Origin of the sequence: Rhodopseudomonas sp. P1, from assembly GCF_039642825.1 — a bacterium.
In the GTDB taxonomy this organism is placed as follows: Bacteria; Pseudomonadota; Alphaproteobacteria; order Rhizobiales; family Xanthobacteraceae; genus Rhodopseudomonas; species Rhodopseudomonas palustris_H.
This window is the reverse complement of record NZ_CP088006.1, coordinates 1994313-2017091: the sequence shown is the minus strand read 5'-3', so window position 1 is coordinate 2017091 and position 22779 is coordinate 1994313. Positions and strand designations below refer to the sequence as shown.

Here is a 22779-nt window from a genome sequence, read left to right as displayed (position 1 = left end):
CGCGGCGAATCTAACCTTGCCAATACCGAAGTCTATTTAGGGTGGTGCAGTCCAGCAAGGTAGACCAACAGACGAACCCGCGCGTTAGCTGCGCTGTTCGAGATGCTCGCGCAGTTCGTCGATCGACTCGAACCGCATCATGCCTTCCGGCATCTGCGCCTCGATCGAGCCGTCGGAATACAGCGAATACGCCATGCCATCGACCACGCCGGATTTCAGCACGGTGACCTGCTGCATCTCCTCACTGCGCGGAGCCGGCGTCGGCTCCAGCAGGCCGGACCGTTCCGGCGGCGTCTCGTCGCCCGCCGCTGCGGACCGCTTGCGCGGCCAGGCATCCTCGAAATTGCGGGCAGCGCCCCCCAGCAGATCGCCGGCCGGCGCCTCGCCGCCGGCCTGCGCCGCGCGCTCCCGCTCGCGGCGGGACGAGGCGAACAGCAGATTGCGCCGCTTCGGCGGCGTCTGCTCGTCCTCGGACTCGGACAACGACGTGTCGAGCGGCGCAGAAGGTGGTGGCGGTGGCGGCTTGATCTCGAGCGGCGCCGCAGCCCGCTGGCGCAGCCGGTCGCGCGCTGCGGCCTCCTCCTGCCAGGGCATCACGCCTGCGGGCTCAGCAGCGGGCGAGAGCGGCTGAGGCGGCACGGACGGCTCCGACCGGTCGCCGGGGAACAGGGCATCACTGTCGGCGCCCGCAGCCGGCGGCTGGGGAAACGCGGTCCGCTCCGGAGCCCGGGTAACGCTGGTCTCGATGTCCTCGGTGCCGAGGCCGGCGCCGATCGACCGCAGCTCACGGATCACCGCCGACAGGCCGAGCAGCAGCGCACCGGTGCAGAAGCCGATCACGCCGGACAGGATCAACGTGTTGCCGAAGCTGAATTCCTTGACCGGGACGCCGATGATGATCGACGCCGCTCCGGCCAGCAGGAAGACGATGCCGGCGACCAGAAGCAATATCATGCTGTACTCCACTCCGGGGCGGAGCGCCTCGGTAGCCCGCGTTACGATAGCGTCATCCGTCCTAGATCGGCAATCGCCTCAGGCCTTTGCGAACAACTTGTTGGCGCCGCGGTTGCGGACCCTGCCGCCTTCCCGGCAGGATTGGGGCACCGCCCCGCCACATGCCAGCTCAGCTCCGGTCGCCGCTTGCTGCAAGGCATTCGCAGCACTAGGCTTCCGCCAAGTCAACGCGCCGGGCAACGGCGCCCACACCGAAGAGGAAACGCATGTCCCCAGCCGAAGCCGCACGCCTGAGAGAAGTCCCCTCCGACATGACCGAGGCCGAGTGGGAGCAGCGGGTCAACCTCGCCGCCTGCTATCGCTTGGTCGCGCTGTACGGCTGGGACGATCTGGTCGACACCCACATTTCGGCCCGGGTGCCCGGCCCCGAGCATCACTTCCTGATCAATCCCTACGGGCTGATGTTCGACGAGATCACCGCCTCGAGCCTGGTGAAGGTCGATCTCGACGGCAACCAGCTCACCGAGAGCCCGTACAAGATCAACCCGGCGGGCTTCACCATCCATTCGGCGATCCATGAGGTCCGCGAGGACGCCGGCTGCGTCATCCACCTGCACACCCCGGACGGCACCGCGGTGGCGAGCTGCATGGACGGCCTGCTGCCGATCAACCAGACCGCGCATTTCGTCACCGGCGACCTCGCCTATCACGACTATGAAGGCGTCGCGCTCGATCATGACGAGCGGCCGCGGCTGCAGCGCGATCTCGGCGACAAGAACCACATGCTGCTGCGCAATCACGGCACGCTGACGGTCGGCCGCACTGTCGCCTCCGCGTTCGAGCGGATGTATCATCTCGAACGCTCCTGCACGATGCAGGTCCGCACCAAGATGCTCGGTCCGACGGCCTACCCGCTCGAGCAGATGGTGATCGACAAGAACCACGACCTGATCGCCAATCGCGACGCGATGGAGCTGCGCTCCACCAAGCTGGTGTGGCCGCCGCTGCTGCGCAAACTCGACCGCATCGATCCAAGCTATCGGAGCTGAGCGGGCCAACGCTGTCACGCGAGCGCAGCGAAGCGATCCAGAGGCTCAGCACACCGAGCTGGATTGCTGCGTCGCTTTGCTCCTCGCAATGATGGCTGAACTCACGGTTGAAATCTGCAAAGACGATGCTATCCTCTCCGCATCACCCTCTACGCTATTGGAATTCAAACGCCGCCCAATTTCGGGCGGCGTTTTTGCGTCGGCACACGGCCATCGGCCGCCGACATCGATTTGTGACGTAATTATTACGCCGCGCTTTGCATCACCACCATCGCGCTCATCAACGCCGCGCCGCGCGCGCAAATAATCGCCTCCCGAAAGATATCTCTGCTTCTGAAAATTCCACCTCGTAGATTTACCGAATGTTGGTCTCTGCCGTCCATGTGTGCGCCGCCGCCAACTAACAGATGGCGACTCGCGAACAAAATAACCTTCGCAGAACTGTCACCAACCTCGGTCGCCCGATGCGTCAGTTGTATTCCGCTTCGAAACACGTTCTGAAATCTCCGTTCAACCGCATCAAGATCGGTCTCCGCTTCAAGATCGCAGTGCTCGGTTTGATCGGCGTAGCCCTGGTCGGCTCCGGCTGCCTGCTCGGGCTGAGAGAGGCAGCCGAGGCGGAGCGCAGATCGGAAGCCAGCGTGGCGCTGCGCTTTGACGTCATGCAGCTGTCGGCCGACTACCTGCAGGCGGGATTGATCGCCAACGAATTCCTGCGCACGTCGGACGACAAGCTGATCGCAAAGCACGAGGTGGTCGCGACGGCGGCCAAGCACCGGCTCCAGGACATCGAGCAGCGGCTCGGCCGAACCGACAGCGACGCGGCGGCGAAGCAATCGACGGCACTGCTTGCGGGCCTCAATCTCTATCTCACACGTTTCCAGAATCTGCTGTCGGCCAAACGCGTGCTCGGTCTCACCGAGCAGGACGGATTGCAGGGCAAGCTGCGCGAAGCGACCAGGCGGCTCGAAGCGAATCTGGCTGAGATCGACGATCCCCGCCTGTCGGTGCTGATGCTGACGATGCGTCGCCTGGAGAAGGATTTCATCCAGAAGGGCCGCGAGAAGGACGGGGACGATCTGATCGAACGCGCCTCCGATTTCGCTAACGCGCTGGCCAAGAGCGATCTTGCCGCCGACCAGAAGAAGGAGCTGACGACGCTGATCGGCGGCTACAAATCGAGCTTCCTCGCTTTCATGGTCAGCCAACAGAGTCTGAACGAAGAGATCGAAGACTTCGGTTCGGTGTTCGCCCGCATCCGGCCGACGCTGGACGCGCTGATGACGAGCGCAGAGGCGCGCTATCGGGCTTCCCAATCGAGCGCGGCCCAAGTCCGAAAACTGCTCAACTGGATCATCGGTGGCGTCACCTTGGGCGTGGCGACACTCGCTCTCCTGGTCGGTCAACGCATCGCCGGCTCGGTGACGCGGACCACCGCGGCCATGCAGCGGCTCGCCGCTGGGGATTTCGACGTGGTGCTGCCGGGACTGGAGCGGCGCGACGAGATCGGCGAGATGGCGCGCGCTGTCGAAGCCTTCAAGGCTGCGTCGCAGCGCGCCGCGCGCGAAGAGGCTGACGCTAAGATCGCGCAGCAGCAGATCGAGGCCGAGCGCCGCAGGGACGACATGCACAAGCTCGCCGACGGCTTCGAGGTCGCGGTCGGCAAGGTAATCGAAACCGTGTTTCTGGCGTCAAGCTCGCTTGAGTCATCGGCGGGCTCGCTCACCCACACCGCCGAGACGTCACGCCAGCTCACGATCGCGACAGCGTCGGTCTCGTCTGAGGTGAGCGCCTGTGTCGGCACAGTTGCGGCGTCGGCCGAGCAACTCCTCGCGTCGGTCGACGACATCGGCCGGCGGATCGAGGAGTCGACGACGATGACGGCCGCAGCCGTGCAGCAAACACGGCAAACCAGCGAGCACGTGCTGCAGCTCGCACGCGCCGGCGATCGCATCGGCGATATCGTCGGGATGATCCAGACCATCGCCCGCCAGACCAATCTGCTCGCCCTGAACGCCACCATCGAAGCCGCACGGGCTGGCGACGCGGGGCGCGGCTTCGCCGTGGTCGCCTTCGAAGTCAAAGCCCTTGCCGAACAGACCGCCAAGGCGACGCACGATATTCAGCGGCAGGTCGCGGATATCCAGCAAGCGACACGTTCGTCGGCCGGCTCGATCGACCAGATCGTCGGCCTGATCGAACGGGTCTCGGAAACGATCGCGACCATTTCGGCCGCGATCGAGACGCAGGGCCTGGAGACGCGGACCATGTCGGACCACGTGGCGAAAGCTGCGAGCGAGACCGTCCATGTCGCGACCAGCATCGAACAGGTGCAGCGCGGCGCCGAACATGTCGAAAGCGCCTCGCGCGAAGTGTTCGCTGCGGCGCAGTCGCTGGCGAACGACAGCAACGTGCTGCGGCGGGAAGTCGCCGACTTCCTAGGCTCGGTACGTTCGGCCTAGGCGCCGGCGGCCGCGAGCGAAGGGGGGCGGAGTCGCGGGCTCACTGGCGCAATCCGACCTGGCGGCCGTAGCCGATCAGCGCACAGTACACCAGAGCGGCCGCCAGCGTGGTGTGGCCGCTGAATTTGACCAGGCCGAAGCCCCAACCGGATACGTCCACCAGCACGGCAAGCGCGAGCGTGAGCAAACAAGCGCCGATCGCACGCAGGGCCAGCACTACCGGACGCCGCAGCGAGCGACGCAGGATCTCGTGCTGCGGCCGGCGCGAGGCGAATGCGAGCGCAGTAAAGCCCAACAGACACAGGGCTTGAGCGAGCGCGTGGCTCATGTCGCCGCCTCGCCCGACATCGTTGGGAGCGCGTCGCGCTTCGCCAAGCTGCGCGGCGGGCGAATCCGCGCGCCGTGACGCGCGGTGCGGATCGCCAGCACGGCGTGCAGCAGTGCCAGCGTCCAGCACATCAGGTCGGTGCCGATGAACACCCAATCGCCGACCGCGAAGCTGTGCCACAGCGGACGCTGGGTCGTCATGGCGTTGAGCACCGGGATCAACGCCAACAACGCAGCGGCCGCCCACAGCTGCTCGACCCAAGCCGCCCGCGCCGGCCGCAGCAGTGCGTGGAGCAAGGTCAGCCCCCAGACGATGAAGAACACATGGATTTCCCAGAACGCCCGATCGGCCATCGCGGTCGGCAACAGCCGGTTCGCCCACAGGAACGCCGTCATGGCGATCGAGAGGCCTGCGATACTGGCGATGTTGAGCCGCTCGACCAAGCGAAAACCGAAATACGGCCGCTCCGGATCTGGCAGTTTCTGCCGCCGCTTCACCGTCCACATCACCAGGCCGGTACCGACCATCGCGGTGCCCATGAAGCTGACGATGAAGTACAGCCACCGCGTCTCAAGATCGCTAAACCGGCCGATGTGCAGCGCGTAGAGCACGCCGCGGGTTTCGGCCGCCGCACCGACGCGATCATGCACGGAAACTAATTTGCCGGTGACGCCGTCGAATTCCAGGTAGTCGGGACTCATCGAGACGCGCCCGGCATCGCCGCGGGTCACCGCGATGCGGGCTGCCGCATTGCCCGGATTGGCCGCGTTGACGCGCCCGACATCGGTCGTGCCCCAACGCACCTGCGCCTGCCGCACCATCGCTTCGATCGAGCCGAGCGGCGCCGCGTCTGCGGCGGGTTTGCCGGGAGGGATGAAGGCATTGAGCTCCGCCATCAGTTGCTGGCGCTCGGCCGGCGTCTTGATGGCGGCGCGCTCGCCCCATGGCACGTACAGCGCCATCAACGTCACCAGCCCGGTGTAGGTAATCATCACATGAAACGGCAGGCCGAACACCGACAACGCGTTATGCGCGTCGAGCCAGGAGCGCTGGCCCTTGCCCCAGCGGAAGGTGAAAAAGTCAGTGAAGATCTTCTTGTGGGTGATCACGCCAGCGACGATCGCAATCAGCATGAACATCGCCGCGAGACCGGCGAGCAGCCGTCCCCAAAACGGCGACATGTAATAGAACTGAAAATGGAAGCGATAGAAGAAGTCGCCCCCGAGCGTCCCCCGAGCTTCGACCTGACGGCCGGTCACCGGATCGAAGTGCCCTTCTCCGAAGCCACGCGCATCCTGCGCGACGGGAAGCCGCCAGAACGCATAGACGCTGTTGCTGCGCCCCTCGGGAAGCTTGATGCTCCACTGCGTCGCGCTCGGCGCAATCCGGCCGATCTCATCGGCGACACGCTGCGCCACCACGGCCGGGTCCAGCGCCTGCGTCACGCGCGGCAACTCCGGCCGCATCCACTGCGACAGCTCCTCCTTGAAGAACGACACGGTGCCGGTGAGGAACATCGCATACAGCACCCAGCCGAGCAGCAGCCCGGTCCAGGTGTGGAGGTCCGACATGCTCTGCCGAATGCCGCGATGGCCGGCTTGTCGATCATGCTTGGTCACGCGATGCGCCCCATCAGGAAGCAAACCATGCCAGCGGCGCCAGCACCCCGGCGACGACGGCTAGGCCGATCCATGCTCTCAGCGCGCTCCGTGCCGCGAACACCCAGATCACCACAGCCGTACACACCGCGAAGCTCGCCAACTGACCGGTCAGCACCGCCTGCGGCTTACTGATCGGCAGCGCCAGCACTGCGACGCTGAGCAGCGCCGCGATCCCGTAGCCGCCGGCCGCCGCCGCGACGAGGCGCGCGATCAACGGACCGATCGTCCGCGCGCGGTGCACCCGCGCGGTCATTTGCTCGGTGCGGCCGGCGTCGCCGGCGGACCGGGCGGAAGCGGCGGCAGGCCGTCGGCCTTCTCGTAAGTGACGGTGGTGGCGTAGCTTACCGCATCATAAGGCTCCGCCCCCTTGGGGCCGGTGCGCTCGCCAGCGGTTTTGTCGTTGAGGCTGACTTCGGCAACGTAAACGCCCTTCCACGGCATGTCGAAGCTGACCAGCCCCTGCGCGTCGGTGTGCGCTTCCTTGGCCCAACCCGACTGCGTCGTCAGCGTGACCTTGGTCTTCGGCTTCGGCTGATCCTTGAACACCAGCCTGAACTGGCCGGGCTGCCCGGTCGGCACCAGGTCGAGTACCAGCTTCGGCTGCTGCGCGGCAAAGCCAGTGATCAGCCGCGCCGCCGGATAGAACCAATTCCGCACGTCCTTATCCTGCTGTTTCCAGGTGTACAGCGGATAGTTCGCGTCCTCGGCCACGAGGCTGTCACCGGCCGCAGCGGTGAACGGCAGCTTGAACCCGGTCGGGGTCTTGCTCGCCTCCGCCTTCTGCTCACCCTTGGCAGACAGCAGCGTGCCGGTGACCTTGCCGAATTTGTCGAGCAGCCCGGGCGAGACTTCGCGCAGGTTTTCGCCGAACTCGCCGAACCGAACCACCGTCTGGCCGTCCGCCTGCTCGATCCAGATCTGATGCGCCTGCGCGGGCGCGGCAGCGCCGAGCAGCGCAACGATCGCGAGAGAGAGCTTGTTCATGTCGTGCTCCTTGTTGGCTTGAGATCGCGTGGCGGACGACAGGCCTCCGACACGTGGATGCCCGGCACGAAGGCCGGGCATGAAGTCGTTGCGTGCGCTACGCGCGTTCGATCAGAAATCGAACGCCGCCGAGAGCAGATAGGTGCGCGGCGCACCCACGGTGACGTAAGTGCCAGTGGTGAGCCAGTAGGTCTCGCCGGTGACGTTCTCGATGTTGGCGCGGAAGGTGACCGGCTTTCCGGTGAGCGCCGTCGTGGTGTAGCGCGCGCCGATATCGAGACGGGTCCAACCCGGGAAGCTCAGCGTGTTGGCCGTGGTCAGATAGGCGCTGCCGGTGTGGATCACTCGACCGTTAAGCGCGAGCCCGTGGACCCATGGCGTATCCCAATCAAGCCCGGCGGAGAACGTCTTGTCGGGTACGCCGGCCGCGGCGTTGCCACGCTGCGTCGGGTCGGTCGGATTGGTGAGTTCGGGATTAATGAACGTCGCACTCGCCATGCCGCGCAGGCCTGGCAGGATCAGGCCATAGACGTTTAGCTCCAGGCCCCGGTTGCGCTGCTCGCCATCATAGGCCTGCGCATTGGCGGCCGTGGTGATCAGGCTCGGGCGGGTGATTTGGAACACCGCGGCGGTGGTGGTGATGGTGCCCCAGTCGACCTTGACGCCGGCCTCCTGTTGCTTCGACTTGTACGGCGCCAGGATCGTGCCAGCGTTCGAGAAGTTGCCGCCGACGATGGTGCCGCGCGTGAGACCCTCAGCGTAGTTGGCGTACAACGACACATTGGTCCACGGCTTGACGACGATACCGGCGAGCGGTGTCGTGGCGCTGGCGTCGTAAGTCGAGGTCAACGCACCGATGTTGGTGCCGGTGGTGGCGTAGCTCTCCTGCTTCACCATCTGATGACGGCCGCCGAGCGTCAGCAGTACCGACTCGTTCAGGAACGACATGGTGTCGACCACCGCGACGCTGGTCAGCGTGCTGTCGGAGGCGTGCCGCGGCGAGTATCGGTCGAGTGTCACTGCCGGAAGCGGCGCCGGGTTGTAGATGTTGGACGCGGTCGTGCCGCCCTGGATGTAGGCGTTGCCCGCCTCCTGGAAGAACCCGGTATAAGCGACGTTGAGCTTGTGACCGATGAACCCGGTGTCGAACCGCGAACGGAAGCCGACATTGCCGCTAACCGTCTTGGTGTAAGAATCGTAATACGTATTCTGGACGTTGAAATTGCCGAGCGCATCCACCGCCGTCGCCGAGCGCGGGAAGGTCTGGTAGTTCGAGCCATCACGATAGCCAACGCCCGCATAAGCGGTCAGCCAGTCGGTCAGGTCGTATTCCAAAGCGGTTGCGGCCGTGTTGTCCTTCTGGCGCAGCCTCGTGTCGGGATACCAGTTGCTGCGTGCATCAGGAGGCGCCGGAATCGCAGTGGCGGTCGGCAGCAGGCTGATTTGCGGGCGGAAGTTGTCGGTGTTGTCGTTTTGCGAGAATAGATCGAGCGTCCAGCGAAGCCGATCGCCGCGATAGTCGATCGCCACCGCGCCCAGACCCGACTGGAAATTTCCGTCTCTGATCGAGGCTTCACCGTTACGACCAACGCCGTTGAAGCGAACGCCCCACTCCTTGTTGGCGCCGAACCGCTGGCTGGTCTCGAGATGCAGTCCGTAATTCGCCGCGCTCATGAAGAACGGCGTCAGTCGCGAGAACGGCTCGTCAGTAGCACGCTTGGTGACGATGTTGATGCCGCCGCCGACGGCTCCGCTCGGCGCGATGCCGTTGATCAACGCGCCTGGACCCTTGAGCAACTCGATCCGCTCGATGATCTGGGCCGGAACGCGCTGCGACGACGACAACCCGTACAGACCGTTAAGGCCGACGTCGGTGGCATTCACGGGGAAGCCGCGAATGATGAATGTGTCGTCGAAACCGTTGCTGCTGGTCGTGGTGCGCACCGACGAGTCGTTGATCAGCGTGTCGGCGGCGGTGCGCGCCTGCTGGTCTTCGATCAGCTGCGAGGTGAAGTTGACGGTTGAGAACGGCGTGTTCATCACGCTGGTCGCGCCGAGCAGGCCGAGCGTGCCGCCCTGCGCCACCTGGCCGCCCGCATAGGCCGGCGCCGGCGCGCCGATGGTGCGGGTCGAGCCCATCGTTGTCGGCGGCGCGGCCGGTGGGGGCGGCGGCTCGGCGGCGCGGCGCGGCGCTACCCGCGCGGCGCGCTGCGGCGTGGCGCGTGGCTGCGCGGTGCGGGTCGCCGCGCGCTGCTGCGGGGCGTCGACCGAGACCGGCGGCAACACGCGCGCTTCGGTCTCCTGGGCAGGTGCCGAGGACGGCGCGAGGCCGGCCGCGCACAGCGTCAGCACGCCGGTCGCGACGCCCAAATACAAACGATTGTTGCTGGCCTTGAAGTTGCTCACACCACGCCCCCGTCACTCGTCGGTGTCCGGGTAGGAGATGAGGGATGGTGAGGCAACGGATGCGATTTAGAATTGATATACACCCGCCCATCGCAAGCGCGCGGCGCTTAGAACGAGTCTAATAAACGACCTCTCCGCTCGGTATCACGCCGGTGAATGCAACGCGGCGACCCGGCGCCAAGGAACACCTTGGCGCATCGCAGCTTCGCGCAGTCTGCTACTCACCGCGCGGAAGCGAAACAGCCATGGAACCGATTTGGAAGGATTCCGGATTTGCGCGCGGTGGCGCAAATCCGGAGCAGGACTCGCGCAATGCGAGGTGACGATCTGACGCGGAGGTGTTTCAGCGCGGTGCGTCAGCCAGCGCGCCGAGAATCCGCACCCATGAACGGATGCCCTTCTGGAAACTGGTGAGGTTGTACTTCTCGTTCGGCGAATGGATGTTGTCGTCGTCGAGACCGAAGCCGATCAGCACGCTGTCGAGCCCGAGCGTGCGCTTGAAATCGGCGACGATCGGGATCGACGCGCCGGAGCCGATCAGCACCGCTTCCTTGCCCCACTCCTCGGTCAGCGCGCGGCTCGCCGCGGTGAGCGGCTTCATGTCCCACGGCAGCGCGATCGCTGCGCCGTTGGAATGATCGAGAAACTCGGCGCGGCAATCGCCCGGCAGCCGGGCGGTGACATAAGCGCGGAACGCATCGCGGATTTTGTTCGGGTCCTGCCCTTCGACGATCCGGAACGACACCTTGGCCGAGGCTTCCGCCGCGATCACGGTCTTCGATCCCTCGCCGGTGTAACCGCCGACGATGCCGTTGATGTCGCAGGTCGGTCGCGAGATCAGCTGCTCGATCAACAGACGATCGTCCTCACCGGCCGGAATCGACAGCCCGATCGGGCCGAGAAAACTCTCGGCGGTCAGATTCAGTCCCTTCCACTGCGCCAGGATCTCCGGCGGCAAATCCTTCACGCCGTCATAGAAGCCCGGAATGGTGATGCGGCCGTGCTCGTCGTGCAGGCCGCCGAGAATCCGCGTCAGCACCCGGATCGGATTCTGCGCGCCGCCGCCATAAACCCCGGAATGCAGATCGCGGTTCGCCGCCTTGATCTTCACCTCTTCATAGACGAGGCCGCGCAGCGAGGTGGTGATTGCCGGAGTCGCCGGGTCCCACATTCCGGTGTCGCACACCAGCGCGAAGTCGGCGGCGAGGTCCTTCTTATGCACATCGAGGAACGGCACGAAGTTCTTCGAACCGACCTCCTCCTCGCCCTCGATCACGATGGTCAGGTCGATCGGCAGTTCGCCGGTGGCATCCTTCCAGGCCCGGCAGGCTTCGATGAAGGTCGAGAGCTGACCTTTGTCGTCCTGCGCACCGCGCGCCACGATGATCTTGCGGCCGTCGGCATGGTCGGCGATCACCGGCTCGAATGGCGGCCGATGCCACAGCTCCAGGGGATCGACCGGCTGCACGTCGTAGTGGCCATAGAACAGCGCGTGCGGCCGGTTGCCGGTGTTGCCCTTGGCCTTCGCCACGATCGCCGGATGACCGGCGGTCGGCCTCACCTCGGCATCAAATCCGATCGACGCGATGTCGGCGCAAAGATGCTCAGCCGCCGCCTTGCAGTCCGCCGCAAACGCCGGATCGGCCGAAATCGACTTGATCCGCAGCAGCGCGAACAGCCGCTGCAGCGCAGAGTCGAAATCGGCATCGGCGCGGGCAAGCACCGTTTGAACGTGAGAGCTGGCGGACATGCTGTGTTCCTTCTTCAGATGTGTCGGATGCCGCGGCCCTCACCCTTCGAGACGCGGCCTAACGGCCGCTCCTCAGGATGAGGAAGCTGCGACATGTCGCAAACAGCGAACGCGGCGATCTCGCATAGCCTCATGATAAGGAGACGCGTAGCGCCGTTTCGAACCATGCGGCCGCGCGCGTGTTTCCAAACCGCGATCCTCTCGCCTCACCGTCGCAGCATTCCGCCGAGCGTGCCACGCACGATCGAGCGACCGACCGAGCTGCCGAGCGAGCCGCCGACCTTCTTGCCGAGCTCAGCGGCAACGCCGCCGACCACCGTGGTGGCGACGGTGCGGGCAACATTGCGGGCGACGAGTTGGCCGGTGGTGAGCTTGCCGCGCGGCGTGTTGGTGCCGAACACGGTCGAGAATAGCCCGCCGAGCTGACCGAGAATGCCGCCCTCGCCCGGTGCCGCATCTTCATTCGCCGACTTGCCGTCGATCCGGGCGCGCAGCTTCTCGTAGGCGGATTCGGAATCCACCGCGGTGTCGTATTTGCCCCGCACCGGGCTCGCGGCGATGATCGCCTTGCGCTCTTCCGGTGTGATCGGTCCGATCCGCGCCGACGGCGGCCGCACCAGCACGCGCTCGACCATCGCCGGCGTGCCGTTGCCTTCGAGGAACGACACCAGCGCTTCGCCCTTGCCGAGCTCGGTGATCGCCTTGGCCGTATCGAGCTTCGGGTTCGGTCGGAAGGTGTCGGCCGCAGCCGCCACCGCCTTCTGGTCGCGCGGCGTGAAGGCACGAAGCGCGTGCTGCACACGATTGCCGAGCTGCGCCAGCACCCGGTCCGGCACGTCGATCGGGTTCTGGGTGATGAAGTACACGCCGACGCCCTTGGAGCGGATCAGCCGCACCACCTGTTCAATTTTGTCCATCAACGGCTTCGGCGCGTCATTGAACAGCAGGTGCGCCTCGTCGAAAAAGAACACCAGCTTCGGCTTGTCGGGGTCGCCGACTTCCGGCAGCTCCTCGAACAGCTCTGACAGCATCCACAGCAGGAAGGTCGCGTACAGCCGCGGATTGGTCATCAGCTTGTCGGCGACCAGAATATTGACGAGGCCGCGGCCCTGGCTGTCGGTGCGGATGAAGTCCTTGAGCTGCAGCGCCGGCTCGCCGAAGAACTTCTCGCCGCCCTGATTTTCCAGGACGAGAAGCTGACGCTGGATGGTGCCGACGGTCTGCTTGGTGACGTTGCCGAGCGACTGCGCGGCCTGGCGGATATCGGCATTGACGTCGCCGGCTTCGGCGACCTTCTGCGCGATCGGTGCGATCGCGTCGAGCATCGCGCGCAGATCCTTCATGTCCATCAGCGGCAGGCCCATGTCGTCGGCGACACGGAATGCGACGTTGAGCACGCCCTCCTGCACGTCGTTGAGATCGAGCATCCGCGACAGCAGCAGCGGTCCCATCTCGGAAACGGTGGCGCGCACCGGATGGCCCTGCTCGCCGAACACATCCCAGAACACCGTGGTGAACTGGTCCGGCTGGAATTTCAGCCCGATCTCCTGGGCACGCTTGAGGATGAAGTCCTTGGCCTCGCCGACCTCGGCGATGCCCGACAGATCGCCTTTGATATCGGCCGCGAACACCGGCACGCCGGCGCGCGCAAAGCCTTCCGCCATCACCTGCAGCGACACTGTTTTGCCTGTACCGGTGGCGCCGGTGACCAGGCCGTGGCGATTGGCGAGCGCCAACGTCAACCACGCCGGCTGTTCGCCCTGACCGATAAAAATCTTGTCTTCGGTATCACCGCTCGCGATGCCGCTCGCCGCCATTTCTTCGTTTCCTCGCACAGAACATTCCAACCGGCGATCGATCGCCCGGCGCAACACTCATCCTGCCAATCACAATGGAACCATTCAACGACGATCGCGGCGAGACGTTGGCGCGATATTCACCCTACTGCGCGCAAACGACGCTCGATGCGTGGCTTCGCGCTGCCTCAGCAGCATATCTCGCGTCGTCGCCTTTGCAATGTTGCAACACTTGCGGAGCGAAATGCCGCCGAGTCGCTGACTCGATGACGAGGGTCGCTTGTGTTTCGTTGCGGAGCGGATCAGGATGATTTTAGAACATGGACCGGTGATAAGAGCCGGCGTGGCGGGGGCGTTATGGACGAGTTGATTGAAAGACTGGCCGACAAGGCCGGTCTGGACAAATCTGTTGCCGACAAGACGATCGGCATCATTCTCGCCTTTCTCCGCAATGAAGGACCGCAGGAGCCGGTCCAGGCTTTGATCGACAGCATTCCGGGCGCCGAAGCTGCGATCGAAGCGGCAGGCTCCTCGCGTGGCGGGCTGAGCCGCCTGATCGGCGGCGGCGTGATGGCGATGGGGACGAAGCTGCTCGGCCTCGGCCTCGGCATGTCCCAGATCCAGACGATCGCCCGCGAACTGTTCAAAGCCGGCCGCGACAGAATTGGGGCGGAGAAGATGGGCGCCATCATCGAAGGCACGCCCGGCCTCCGCCAGTTCACCTGAACCTAGTATCGAGTGCCATGACATATCCAATCGCTCAGCTCGACGGCATCACCGAGGTTGCCGCGAGCAAATTGAAATCGGTAGGAATTCGCACCACCGAAGCGCTGCTCGAAGCCGCCCGGACCGTGAAGGGTCGCAAGGCGCTCGCCGCGAAGACCGGCCTCACCGAGCAGCAATTGCTGCAATGGGCCAACCTCGCCGATTGCATGCGGGTTCCCGGTCTCGGCAAGGCGAAGGCCGATCTATTGCGCGCCGCCGGCGTCTCGACGCTGCGCGAGTTCACCCACCGCAATCCGGCGCGGCTGGCGCAGAACATGAAAGAGGCCAATCTCAAGCGCAAACTGGTGCGCGCGCTGCCCTCCGAGAAAGAAGTCGGTCAACTGATCGAGCAGGCGCGCAAGCTGCCACTGAAAATCACCTACTAAGGTCCGGCGCGCCGGTGCAGCCCGCCGCTTGACAGGCTTTCGCGGACCGCGCAAAGCGCTGGCGCATGACCGCTTCCCCATCGTTGACCGCATCTCCCGCCGCGCCGGCCAAGCCGCCACAGCTGCGCGATCTGCTGGCGCGTCCCGCCGCGGCGGTGATGGGCATTCTCAACGTCACGCCGGACTCGTTCTCCGACGGCGGCGATTATCTCGCGCCCGAGCAGGCGCAGGCCCATGCGGCCGAGATGATCGCGGATGGTGCCGAGATCATCGACATCGGCGCGGAGTCCACCCGTCCCTACGGCTCGCAGCCGGTGACCGCGGCCGAAGAGCTGCGGCGGCTGCAGCCGGTGCTGGAAGCGGTGGTCGCGCTCGGCACGCCGGTGTCGATCGACACCATGAAGGCCGAAGTCGCCGCCTGGGCGCTCGATCATGGCGCGGCGATCGCCAATGACGTCTGGGGATTGCAGCGCGATCCCGAGATGGCCGGCGTCGTCGCTGCGCGCCGCGCCCCGGTGATCGTGATGCACAATCGCGACGCCGCCGATCCGGCCATCGACATCGTCGCCGACATCAACGCGTTCTTCGAGCGCTCGCTGACGATTGCCACCAAGGCCGGGATCGCCGAGGAGCTGATCGTGCTCGATCCCGGCATCGGCTTCGGCAAGACGCCGCAGCAGAGCATGATCACCCTGGCGCGGCTGCGCGAGCTCTCGAGCTTCGGCCGCCCGCTGCTGGTCGGCGCCTCGCGCAAGCGCTTTATTAGTACGATCGTGCCGAGCGAACCGAAGCAGCGGCTCGGCGGTTCGCTCGCCGCGCATCTGATCGCCGTCGAGAACGGCGCCAAGATCATCCGTGCGCACGACGTCGCCGCGACCTCGCAGGCACTGAAAGTCGCCCACGCCATCAGGGACAGCCGATGAACGACACCATCTTCATTTCCGGCCTGGTGCTGCACGCCCGCCACGGCGTGATGGAGCACGAGACCGAAGTCGGCCAGCGTTTCGTGATCGATCTCGAACTCACCGCCGATCTGTCGGAGTCCTCGCGCACCGACCGGCTCTCCGACACGGTGTCGTATTCGAACGTGGTGGCGTGTACCACCGCGGCGTTCAAGGATGCCAACTACCGGTTGCTCGAACGCGCGGCCGGCGCGGTCGCCGATGCGATCCTGATCAGCTTCGACAAGATCACCGCGGTGAAGGTGACCGTGCACAAGCCGCACGCGCCCATCCCCGCGATCTTCGACGACGTCGGCGTGATCATCACCCGCAGGCGGAGCTGAGATGCCGCGCGCCCTGATCGCGCTCGGCGGCAATGTCGGCGACGTCCGCGCCACGTTCGACAAAGCGATCGCCAATATCTGCGGCATGACGCAGGCCGAACTGATCGCGCGCTCCCCGGACTACGCGACGCCGCCATGGGGCGATGAGCAGCAGGACCGCTTCGTCAACGCCTGCGTGGCGATCGAAACTGCGCTCGATCCGCATGCGCTCTTATTTACGCTGCACAAGATCGAGAAGCGCTTCGGCCGCGACCGCGCCAACGAACGGCGCTGGGGTCCGCGGACGCTCGATCTCGACCTGCTCGCCTACGACGACGCCGAGATCAATCGGCCGGACCTTACGCTGCCGCATCCGCGGCTGTTCGAGCGCGCCTTCGTGCTGGTGCCGCTGCTCGATATCGTGCCGGATCAGGTGATCGCCGGCCGCTCGCTGAAAGACTCCCTCGCCGGGCTGTCGACTGCCGGGATCGAACGGCTGCCGGACCGCGGCTGAGCCGCCGCTTCTGGGAATATCCCGCAACACGGTCCGCCGCAGTGCACAGGGCGCAATCTCGTCCTTATTGCCTCAAACAACTGTTTGGCATCGCCGTCCGCACGTGGCATTTTCCGGCCAAATCACGTTCCGGTATTCTGGGAGTTCGATTTCACCGATGTCTTCTGCAAACCAAGAGCTGCGGCTCGCCGCCGATTTCGCCCCGGCCGGCTATGAAGACTGGCGCAAGCTGGTCGACGGCGTGCTGAAGGGCGCACCGTTCGAGAAGCTGATCAGCAAGAGCTACGACGGCATCCAGATCGATCCGATCTACGTGCGGGCGCGCGACGCCGCGCCGATTGCCGGCCGCGCTCCCGCGGCACCGTGGCGGATCATGCAGCGGGTCGATCACCCGGAGCCGAAGGAAGCCAACAAGCAGGCTCTGCAGGACCTCGAAAACGGCGCCACCGGCCTGACGCTGGTGTTCGCAGGCAGCGTCGGCGCGCGCGGCTTCGGTCTGCCGGCCACTCAGGAAGCGATCGCGCAGGTGCTGGAGGGCGTCCACCTCGACGCCGGCATCGCGATCGAACTGCAGTTCCCGCCGCAATCCTGCGACGTGGTTCGCCACCTCGCCGACCTGATCAAGAGCCGCGGCACCGATCCGGCCGCCTGCGACATCCGCTTCGGCATCGATCCGCTCGGCGCGCGCGCCGTGCAGGGGGCGAGCGCCACCGAGTGGAGCGAGATCGCCAAGGGCCTCGGCGACGTCGCCGCCGGCCTCGCCAGCGCCGGCTTCAAGGGCCCGTTCCTGGTCGCCGACGGCCGCGTCATCCACGATGCCGGCGGCTCGGAGGCGCAGGAGCTGGCCTACGTGCTCGGCTGCAGCGTCGCCTATCTGCGCGCGCTGGAGGCCGCCGGCGTCGCGCTGGATGCCGCCCGCGACATGATCTACGCGCGTCTGTCCGCGGATGCCGATCAGTTCCTGACGCTGTCGAAGTTCCGCGCGCTGCGGGTGCTGTGGGCGCGGATCGAGCAGGCCTGCGGCGTAGCGCCGAAGCCGCTGTTCGTCGCCGCCGAGACCGCATGGCGGATGCTGACCCAGCGCGACCCTTACGTGAACATGCTGCGCGCCACGATGGCGACCTTCGCCGCTGCGCTCGGCGGCGCCAATTCGGTGCAGGTGCTGCCGCACACGCTGGCGCTCGGCCTGCCCGACGCATTCGCCCGCCGCGTCGCCCGCAACACGCAGCTGGTCCTGCTGGAAGAGTCCAACCTCGATAAGGTCGCCGATCCGGCTGCGGGAGCCGGTGGCATCGAAGCGCTGACCAAGGAACTGTGCGACACCGCCTGGGTCCAGTTCCAGGAGATCGAGCGCGCCGGCGGCACCCTCGCCGCCCTGCAGGCCGGGCTGATCCAGCCGAAGGTCGCGGCCAGCCGCGCGGCCCGCGACAAGGCGATCGCCAAGCGTCGCGACGTTCTGACCGGCGCCTCCGAATTCCCGAACCTGCACGAGGCACAGGCCAAGGTGCTCGACGTCAAGCCGGCTGCGGTACCGCCCGCCGGTGAGGCGAAGATCAGCTTCACGGCGCTGACGCCCATCCGTCTCGCGACCCCGTTCGAAAGCCTGCGCGACAAGTCCGACGCCGTGCTGGCCGCGAAGGCGTCGCGGCCGAAGGTGTTCCTGGCCAATCTCGGCACGCCGGCCGACTTCACCGCGCGCGCCACCTTCACCAAGAGCTTCTTCGAGACCGGCGGCATCGAGGCTATCGACAGCGAAGGCTTCACCGACGCGGCTGCGCTCGCCGACGCCTTCAAGGCATCCGGCGCCGCGTTCGCGTGCCTGTGCTCGTCCGACAAGGCCTACCCGACCTATGCGGCCGCGGCCGCCCAGGCACTGCGCGCCGCAGGCGCCAAGCGGATCTATCTGGCCGGCCGTCCCGGCGAGCAGGAGAGCGCCCTGCGCGAAGCCGGGGTGCAGGAGTTCGTGTTCGCCGGTGGCGACGCCTTGGCGACGCTCAGCGATGCCTGGAAGGGCATCGAAGCGGCATGACGGGGACCGGCAAAGCGGTGCTCTCCGGCGGCTGCCAGTGCGGCGCGATCCGCTACGCGGTGTCGGCGCCGCCGCTGAGCACGGCGCTGTGCCATTGCCGAATGTGCCAGAAGGCGACCGGGGGACCGTTCGCCTCGATGGCCGAGGTCGCCAAGGATAACTTTGCCTGGACCCGCGGCCAGCCTGCGTCGTTCCGCTCCTCCTCGGTCGCCGAGCGCGACTTCTGCAAGGACTGCGGCACCCCGCTGGGCTATCGGCTGATGTTCTGCGACAGCATCGAGATTCTGACCGGAACCTTCGATCGGCCGGACCGGGTGGTCCCGACCATGCAATACGGCACCGAAGCGAGGCTCGGCTGGACCGGCACGATCGCGAACCTGCCGAGCAAGACCACGTTGCAGAACTACGGGCCCGACAGGCTGGCGCAAGTGTTCAGCTATCAGCAGCCGGACCACGACTAACCCGACGAAATGACGAGAAACGGCAGCCGTGCTACGATGGGCTGTAGTGAGATCAGATAAAAATGAGCAAGATTCCGAACTTCGCCGAGATCGCATTCCAGCCCACCGCCGCCCCTGCCCCTGCAGGTGAGGCCCAGCCGTGGCTGACGCCCGAAGGCATTCTGGTCAAGCCGGGCTACTCCGAGGCGGATGTCGCCGGCATCGATTTTCTCGACACCTGGCCGGGCGTCGCGCCGTTCCTGCGCGGCCCCTACCCGACCATGTACGTCAACCAGCCGTGGACGATCCGGCAATATGCCGGCTTCTCGACCGCTGAAGATTCCAACGCGTTCTATCGCCGCAACCTCGCCGCCGGTCAGAAGGGCCTGTCGGTGGCGTTCGACCTCGCCACTCACCGCGGCTACGACTCCGATCATCCGCGCGTCGCCGGCGACGTCGGCATGGCCGGCGTGGCGATCGACTCGATCTACGACATGCGCACGCTGTTCGCCGGCATCCCGCTCGACCAGATGAGCGTATCGATGACCATGAACGGCGCGGTGCTGCCGATCCTGGCGCTGTACGTCGCCGCCGCCGAGGAACAGGGCGTCTCCCCGGAAAAGCTGTCGGGCACCATTCAGAACGACATTCTGAAAGAGTTCATGGTGCGCAACACCTACATCTATCCGCCGGTGCCCTCGATGCGGATCATCTCCGACATCTTCGCCTACACCTCGCAGAAGATGCCGAAGTTCAACTCGATTTCGATCTCCGGCTATCACATGCAGGAAGCCGGCGCGACGCAGGACCTCGAGCTCGCCTACACGCTCGCCGACGGCGTCGAATACGTCCGCGCCGGCATCGCGGCCGGTCTCGACGTCGACAAGTTCGCGCCACGGCTGTCGTTCTTCTGGGCGATCGGCATGAACTTCTTCATGGAAGTCGCCAAGATGCGCGCGGCGCGTCTGCTGTGGGCCAAGCTGCTGACGCAGTTCGATCCGAAGCAGCAGAAGTCGCTGAGCCTGCGCACGCACTGCCAGACCTCCGGCTGGTCGCTGACCGCGCAGGATGTGTTCAACAACGTGATGCGCACCACGATCGAAGCGATGGCGGCCACTCAGGGCCACACTCAATCGCTCCACACCAACGCGCTCGACGAAGCGCTGGCGCTGCCGACCGACTTCTCGGCTCGAATCGCACGTAACACCCAGCTGTTTCTGCAGCAGGAGAGCGGCACCACGCGGATCATCGATCCGTGGGGTGGCTCGTACTACGTCGAGCGGCTGACCCACGACATCGCCGTCAAGGCCTGGGCTCACATCCAGGAAGTCGAAGCGCTCGGCGGCATGGCCAAGGCGATCGAAGCCGGCGTGCCGAAGCTGCGCATCGAAGAAGCCGCGGCCAAGACCCAGGCGCGGATCGACACCGGCCGGCAGTCGGTGATCGGCGTCAACAAGTACAAGCCGACCGACGAGGCTCCGATCGACGTGCTCAAGGTCGACAATTCGACCGTGCGCCGGCTGCAGATCGACAAGCTCGGCCGATTGAAGAAGGAGCGCGTCCAGGCCGACGTCGACGCGGCGTTGTCGGCGCTCACCCGCTCGGCTTCGGAAGGCAACGGCAACCTGTTGGCGCTGGCAATCGACGCCGCGCGCAAGAAGGCCACCGTCGGCGAAATCTCCGACGCGCTCGAGAAGGTCTATGGCCGGCATCGCGCCGAGATCAAGTCGATCACCGGCGTCTACAAGCGGGAGGTCGCATCGATGGCGGACCGGATGGAGAAGGTGCAGGCACTGATCGACGCGTTCGAGGATGCCGAGGGCCGTCGCCCGCGTATCCTGGTCGCCAAAATCGGCCAGGACGGCCACGACCGCGGCCAGAAGGTGATCGCCTCGGCGTTCGCCGACATCGGCTTCGACGTCGACATCGGGCCGCTGTTCGCGACGCCGGAGGAAGCCGCCCGGCAGGCGGTCGAAAACGACGTCCATATCCTCGGCGTGTCGTCGCTCGCCGCCGCGCATCTCACCGCGGTGCCGGAACTGAAGGCCGCGCTGAAGAAGCAGGGCCGCGACGACATCATGATCATCGTCGGCGGCGTGGTCCCGCCGCAGGACTACGACGCGCTGGTCAAGTCCGGCGCCGAGGCGATCTTCCCGCCCGGCACGGTGATCGCCGACGCCGCCGAGGAGCTGATCCACAAGCTCAACGCCCGGCTCGGCCATTCCAGCCAGGCGGCGGAGTAGCTGCGGGCTTCAAGACAATGCCGGCTTGATTTGACGAACTAGTCTAACCAGACTAGTTTGTCTTCATGAAGCAGGTCGGCATTTTCGAAGCGAAGACCCACCTGTCGAGCCTTCTCGACGAGGTCGAAAACGGCGCCGAAGTGACAATCACGCGGCACGGCAAGCCTGTCGCGCGGCTGGTTCAGGCGAGTAATGAGCTGTCGGCCGATACGATCGCGCGACGGCGTCAGGCGATCCGCAACTTGCGCAGCTTGGCGCGCGACCTCAAACTGAATCCGACCCACGACGAGATCAAAAGCTGGATCAACGAGGGACGCCGTTGATCGTCATGGACGCATCCGCCGCCCTGGCGATGTTTCTGGATGAGCGCGAGCACCTCGCCAACGATGAGGTGTTTGAAAGCTTGGCGGACCAGCAATTCGTCGTCCCGGCGCATTGGCATGCTGAAATCGGCAATGCGCTTACCACGAACGTTCGTCGTGGTCGGCTCCCTTCCGACAAGCTCGAATACGCGCTGCACAACCTGAAGATTCTCGAGGTGATCACGCAATCACCTCCGGAACTTGACGAAGTCGCCGGCGCGGTCCGTAGGGCGCTGGATTCCGGACTGACCTATTACGAGGAGCTGTATGTCCGGCTGGCCGAAGTCAGGAATCTTCCGCTCTTCACCTTCGACAGCCAGATGAGAAAAGCGGCGCGTCAGCGCGGCGTCGAGATTCTTCCCGTGTGACGACGAAGTCCACCTGCGATGATCAGCAAGCAAGCACCATCAGCTGCCGCAACTCATCCCACACCTACGCAAGGAATCCGACCGTTGAGCTTTTCGAACCTGTTCCGCACTGTGCTGGTTCTGGCCAGCGTCTGCGTCCTCTCCCCCGCCCTCGCCGAGCCGGCGAAGCCGAAGCCTGACTTCGCCGTGAAGACGAAGGCCATCGACGGCACGGTGACGCTCGATGCCGGGATCAAGGCCAATGCCAAGCTCGCTGAGAACTGTCTGGCCGAGGGCAAGAAGTGGATCGCCGAGCGGCGCACCGAGGCCGAGCCGGAATTCAAGAGCGACCCCGAGCTGTTCCGCAACGGCCCGTGGACCTACGAGCGCAGCTACACGACGGATTCGCTGGTCGCAGATCGCTACGTCTCGATCCTGCGCACCGACTACAGCTACACAGGTGGCGCTCATCCCAACACCGACATCGATACGATCCTGTGGGACAAGCAGCTCACCAGGCGCATCAGCATCCGCCCCTTCTTCACCGACCTGTCCGACGGCAGCCCGGCGATGCGGGCGATGGTCGACGGCATCGTCACCGCGCTGAAGGCGGAAAAGAAGGAGCGCGGCGCCGATGAAGAGGACACCGCCTACATCAAGAGCATCGAGCCGAAGCTTTTGAAGATCGGGCCGGTGACGCTGGCGCCGTCGACCACCGCGGGGAAAAGCTCGGGCCTCACCTTCCACTACGCGCCCTACGCGGTCGGTGCCTATGCGGAGGGTGAATATGAGGCGTTCGTGCCGTGGACGGCGCTGAAGCCGTATCTGTCGGCCGATGGCAGTGCGATCTTCGGTGGCGACCGGCCGAAGCAGGAGCGCAAGGCCGAGTAAGCGGCACGGTACGCCACGGGCGGTTTAGAACAGGCCATCTGTGGCGCGCGTGCTTGCCAGCAGAACTCCTCTGCCCCGCGCCGAACAACGAACGCCGCTTCTGCGCAAACTCTGCTTTTTTGCTGACGATTTCCATTCGCTGCACCGG

At 65.5% G+C, this 22779-nt stretch carries 21 protein-coding genes; 13 read left to right on the top strand and 8 right to left on the bottom strand.

Annotation, left to right across the window (positions count from 1 at the left end):
- Nucleotides 1–84 precede the first annotated feature (84 nt).
- A complete protein-coding gene (locus LRC39_RS09320) occupies nt 85–954 on the bottom strand; it encodes a hypothetical protein (RefSeq protein ID WP_346297049.1) in 870 nt (289 codons plus the stop codon).
- Nucleotides 955–1220: 266 nt separating this feature from the next.
- On the opposite strand from LRC39_RS09320, the gene LRC39_RS09315 reads away from it, so the two are divergent.
- Nucleotides 1221–2003, top strand: a complete 783-nt coding sequence (locus tag LRC39_RS09315) for a class II aldolase/adducin family protein (RefSeq protein WP_107355003.1) — start codon at nt 1221–1223, stop codon at nt 2001–2003.
- A gap of 464 nt (nt 2004–2467) precedes the next feature.
- Nucleotides 2468–4465, top strand: coding sequence for a methyl-accepting chemotaxis protein (locus tag LRC39_RS09310; protein ID WP_346297048.1), 1998 nt, complete (start codon nt 2468–2470; stop codon nt 4463–4465).
- 40 nt (nt 4466–4505) lie between these two features.
- Here LRC39_RS09310 and LRC39_RS09305 read toward each other — a convergent pair whose 3' ends face one another.
- From LRC39_RS09305 to LRC39_RS09275, 7 genes are all read right to left on the bottom strand, one after another.
- The gene (locus tag LRC39_RS09305) at nt 4506–4793 is read right to left on the bottom strand and encodes a DUF3325 family protein (protein ID WP_346297047.1); all 288 of its coding nucleotides are present in this window, start codon (nt 4791–4793) and stop codon (nt 4506–4508) included.
- Nucleotides 4790–6364 (bottom strand): PepSY-associated TM helix domain-containing protein, encoded by a 1575-nt coding sequence (locus tag LRC39_RS09300; protein ID WP_346297489.1) that lies wholly within the window; start codon nt 6362–6364, stop codon nt 4790–4792. The genes LRC39_RS09305 and LRC39_RS09300 overlap by 4 nt, the downstream gene beginning before the upstream one ends.
- Before the next feature lie 61 nt (nt 6365–6425).
- Complete coding sequence (locus tag LRC39_RS09295; protein WP_346297046.1) at nt 6426–6707, bottom strand: DUF3649 domain-containing protein; 282 nt, start codon at nt 6705–6707, stop codon at nt 6426–6428.
- Nucleotides 6704–7438, bottom strand: a complete 735-nt coding sequence (locus LRC39_RS09290; RefSeq protein WP_346297045.1) for a cobalt ABC transporter substrate-binding protein — start codon at nt 7436–7438, stop codon at nt 6704–6706. Before LRC39_RS09290 ends, LRC39_RS09295 begins: the two co-directional genes overlap by 4 nt.
- A 111-nt stretch (nt 7439–7549) precedes the next feature.
- Nucleotides 7550–9844, bottom strand: coding sequence for a TonB-dependent receptor (locus tag LRC39_RS09285; protein WP_346297044.1), 2295 nt, complete (start codon nt 9842–9844; stop codon nt 7550–7552).
- A gap of 343 nt (nt 9845–10187) precedes the next feature.
- Nucleotides 10188–11594: a M20/M25/M40 family metallo-hydrolase gene (locus tag LRC39_RS09280; RefSeq protein WP_346297043.1), complete on the bottom strand. Its 1407-nt coding sequence runs from the start codon at nt 11592–11594 to the stop codon at nt 10188–10190.
- Between the two features lie 206 nt (nt 11595–11800).
- On the bottom strand, nt 11801–13411 hold the full coding sequence (locus LRC39_RS09275; protein ID WP_107354995.1) for a helicase HerA-like domain-containing protein: 1611 nt from the start codon (nt 13409–13411) through the stop codon (nt 11801–11803).
- Nucleotides 13412–13747: 336 nt separating this feature from the next.
- Here LRC39_RS09275 and LRC39_RS09270 point away from each other — a divergent pair, with 336 nt between their 5' ends.
- The 11 genes from LRC39_RS09270 to LRC39_RS09220 all read left to right on the top strand — a co-directional run bounded on the left by LRC39_RS09270 (nt 13748) and on the right by LRC39_RS09220 (nt 22631).
- Nucleotides 13748–14116: a hypothetical protein gene (locus LRC39_RS09270; protein WP_107343811.1), complete on the top strand. Its 369-nt coding sequence runs from the start codon at nt 13748–13750 to the stop codon at nt 14114–14116.
- Between the two features lie 17 nt (nt 14117–14133).
- The gene (locus LRC39_RS09265) at nt 14134–14541 is read left to right on the top strand and encodes a DUF4332 domain-containing protein (protein ID WP_012495381.1); all 408 of its coding nucleotides are present in this window, start codon (nt 14134–14136) and stop codon (nt 14539–14541) included.
- Between the two features lie 65 nt (nt 14542–14606).
- A complete protein-coding gene (folP, locus tag LRC39_RS09260; RefSeq protein ID WP_346297042.1) occupies nt 14607–15464 on the top strand; it encodes a dihydropteroate synthase in 858 nt (285 codons plus the stop codon).
- On the top strand, nt 15461–15826 hold the full coding sequence (gene folB / locus LRC39_RS09255) for a dihydroneopterin aldolase (RefSeq protein ID WP_346297041.1): 366 nt from the start codon (nt 15461–15463) through the stop codon (nt 15824–15826). The genes folP and folB overlap by 4 nt, the downstream gene beginning before the upstream one ends.
- 1 nt (nt 15827) lies before the next feature.
- Entirely contained in the window at nt 15828–16319 is a 492-nt protein-coding gene (gene folK, locus LRC39_RS09250; RefSeq protein ID WP_346297040.1) for a 2-amino-4-hydroxy-6-hydroxymethyldihydropteridine diphosphokinase, read from the top strand.
- A 157-nt stretch (nt 16320–16476) separates the two neighbouring features.
- Nucleotides 16477–18348 (top strand): methylmalonyl-CoA mutase subunit beta, encoded by a 1872-nt coding sequence (locus tag LRC39_RS09245; protein WP_346297039.1) that lies wholly within the window; start codon nt 16477–16479, stop codon nt 18346–18348.
- Complete coding sequence (locus LRC39_RS09240) at nt 18345–18809, top strand: GFA family protein (protein WP_346297038.1); 465 nt, start codon at nt 18345–18347, stop codon at nt 18807–18809. Before LRC39_RS09245 ends, LRC39_RS09240 begins: the two co-directional genes overlap by 4 nt.
- 62 nt (nt 18810–18871) lie before the next feature.
- Entirely contained in the window at nt 18872–21031 is a 2160-nt protein-coding gene (scpA, locus tag LRC39_RS09235; RefSeq protein WP_164637754.1) for a methylmalonyl-CoA mutase, read from the top strand.
- A 65-nt stretch (nt 21032–21096) separates the two neighbouring features.
- The gene (locus tag LRC39_RS09230; protein ID WP_164637756.1) at nt 21097–21354 is read left to right on the top strand and encodes a type II toxin-antitoxin system Phd/YefM family antitoxin; all 258 of its coding nucleotides are present in this window, start codon (nt 21097–21099) and stop codon (nt 21352–21354) included.
- Between the two features lie 5 nt (nt 21355–21359).
- A complete protein-coding gene (locus LRC39_RS09225) occupies nt 21360–21761 on the top strand; it encodes a type II toxin-antitoxin system VapC family toxin (protein ID WP_234822405.1) in 402 nt (133 codons plus the stop codon).
- 84 nt (nt 21762–21845) lie between these two features.
- On the top strand, nt 21846–22631 hold the full coding sequence (locus LRC39_RS09220; protein WP_346297037.1) for a DUF3298 and DUF4163 domain-containing protein: 786 nt from the start codon (nt 21846–21848) through the stop codon (nt 22629–22631).
- The last annotated feature ends 148 nt before the right edge of the window (nt 22632–22779 follow it).

Coding starts and splice junctions, on each gene's coding strand:
- LRC39_RS09320 (WP_346297049.1), bottom strand. CDS start 954: ATGATATTGCTTCTGGTCGCCGGCATCGTCTTCCTGCTGGCCGGAGCG.
- LRC39_RS09315 (WP_107355003.1), top strand. CDS start 1,221: ATGTCCCCAGCCGAAGCCGCACGCCTGAGAGAAGTCCCCTCCGACATG.
- LRC39_RS09310 (WP_346297048.1), top strand. CDS start 2,468: ATGCGTCAGTTGTATTCCGCTTCGAAACACGTTCTGAAATCTCCGTTC.
- LRC39_RS09305 (WP_346297047.1), bottom strand. CDS start 4,793: ATGAGCCACGCGCTCGCTCAAGCCCTGTGTCTGTTGGGCTTTACTGCG.
- LRC39_RS09300 (WP_346297489.1), bottom strand. CDS start 6,364: ATGTCGGACCTCCACACCTGGACCGGGCTGCTGCTCGGCTGGGTGCTG.
- LRC39_RS09295 (WP_346297046.1), bottom strand. CDS start 6,707: ATGACCGCGCGGGTGCACCGCGCGCGGACGATCGGTCCGTTGATCGCG.
- LRC39_RS09290 (WP_346297045.1), bottom strand. CDS start 7,438: ATGAACAAGCTCTCTCTCGCGATCGTTGCGCTGCTCGGCGCTGCCGCG.
- LRC39_RS09280 (WP_346297043.1), bottom strand. CDS start 11,594: ATGTCCGCCAGCTCTCACGTTCAAACGGTGCTTGCCCGCGCCGATGCC.
- LRC39_RS09275 (WP_107354995.1), bottom strand. CDS start 13,411: ATGGCGGCGAGCGGCATCGCGAGCGGTGATACCGAAGACAAGATTTTT.
- LRC39_RS09270 (WP_107343811.1), top strand. CDS start 13,748: ATGGACGAGTTGATTGAAAGACTGGCCGACAAGGCCGGTCTGGACAAA.
- LRC39_RS09265 (WP_012495381.1), top strand. CDS start 14,134: ATGACATATCCAATCGCTCAGCTCGACGGCATCACCGAGGTTGCCGCG.
- folP (WP_346297042.1), top strand. CDS start 14,607: ATGACCGCTTCCCCATCGTTGACCGCATCTCCCGCCGCGCCGGCCAAG.
- folB (WP_346297041.1), top strand. CDS start 15,461: ATGAACGACACCATCTTCATTTCCGGCCTGGTGCTGCACGCCCGCCAC.
- folK (WP_346297040.1), top strand. CDS start 15,828: ATGCCGCGCGCCCTGATCGCGCTCGGCGGCAATGTCGGCGACGTCCGC.
- LRC39_RS09245 (WP_346297039.1), top strand. CDS start 16,477: ATGTCTTCTGCAAACCAAGAGCTGCGGCTCGCCGCCGATTTCGCCCCG.
- LRC39_RS09240 (WP_346297038.1), top strand. CDS start 18,345: ATGACGGGGACCGGCAAAGCGGTGCTCTCCGGCGGCTGCCAGTGCGGC.
- scpA (WP_164637754.1), top strand. CDS start 18,872: ATGAGCAAGATTCCGAACTTCGCCGAGATCGCATTCCAGCCCACCGCC.
- LRC39_RS09230 (WP_164637756.1), top strand. CDS start 21,097: ATGAAGCAGGTCGGCATTTTCGAAGCGAAGACCCACCTGTCGAGCCTT.
- LRC39_RS09225 (WP_234822405.1), top strand. CDS start 21,360: ATGGACGCATCCGCCGCCCTGGCGATGTTTCTGGATGAGCGCGAGCAC.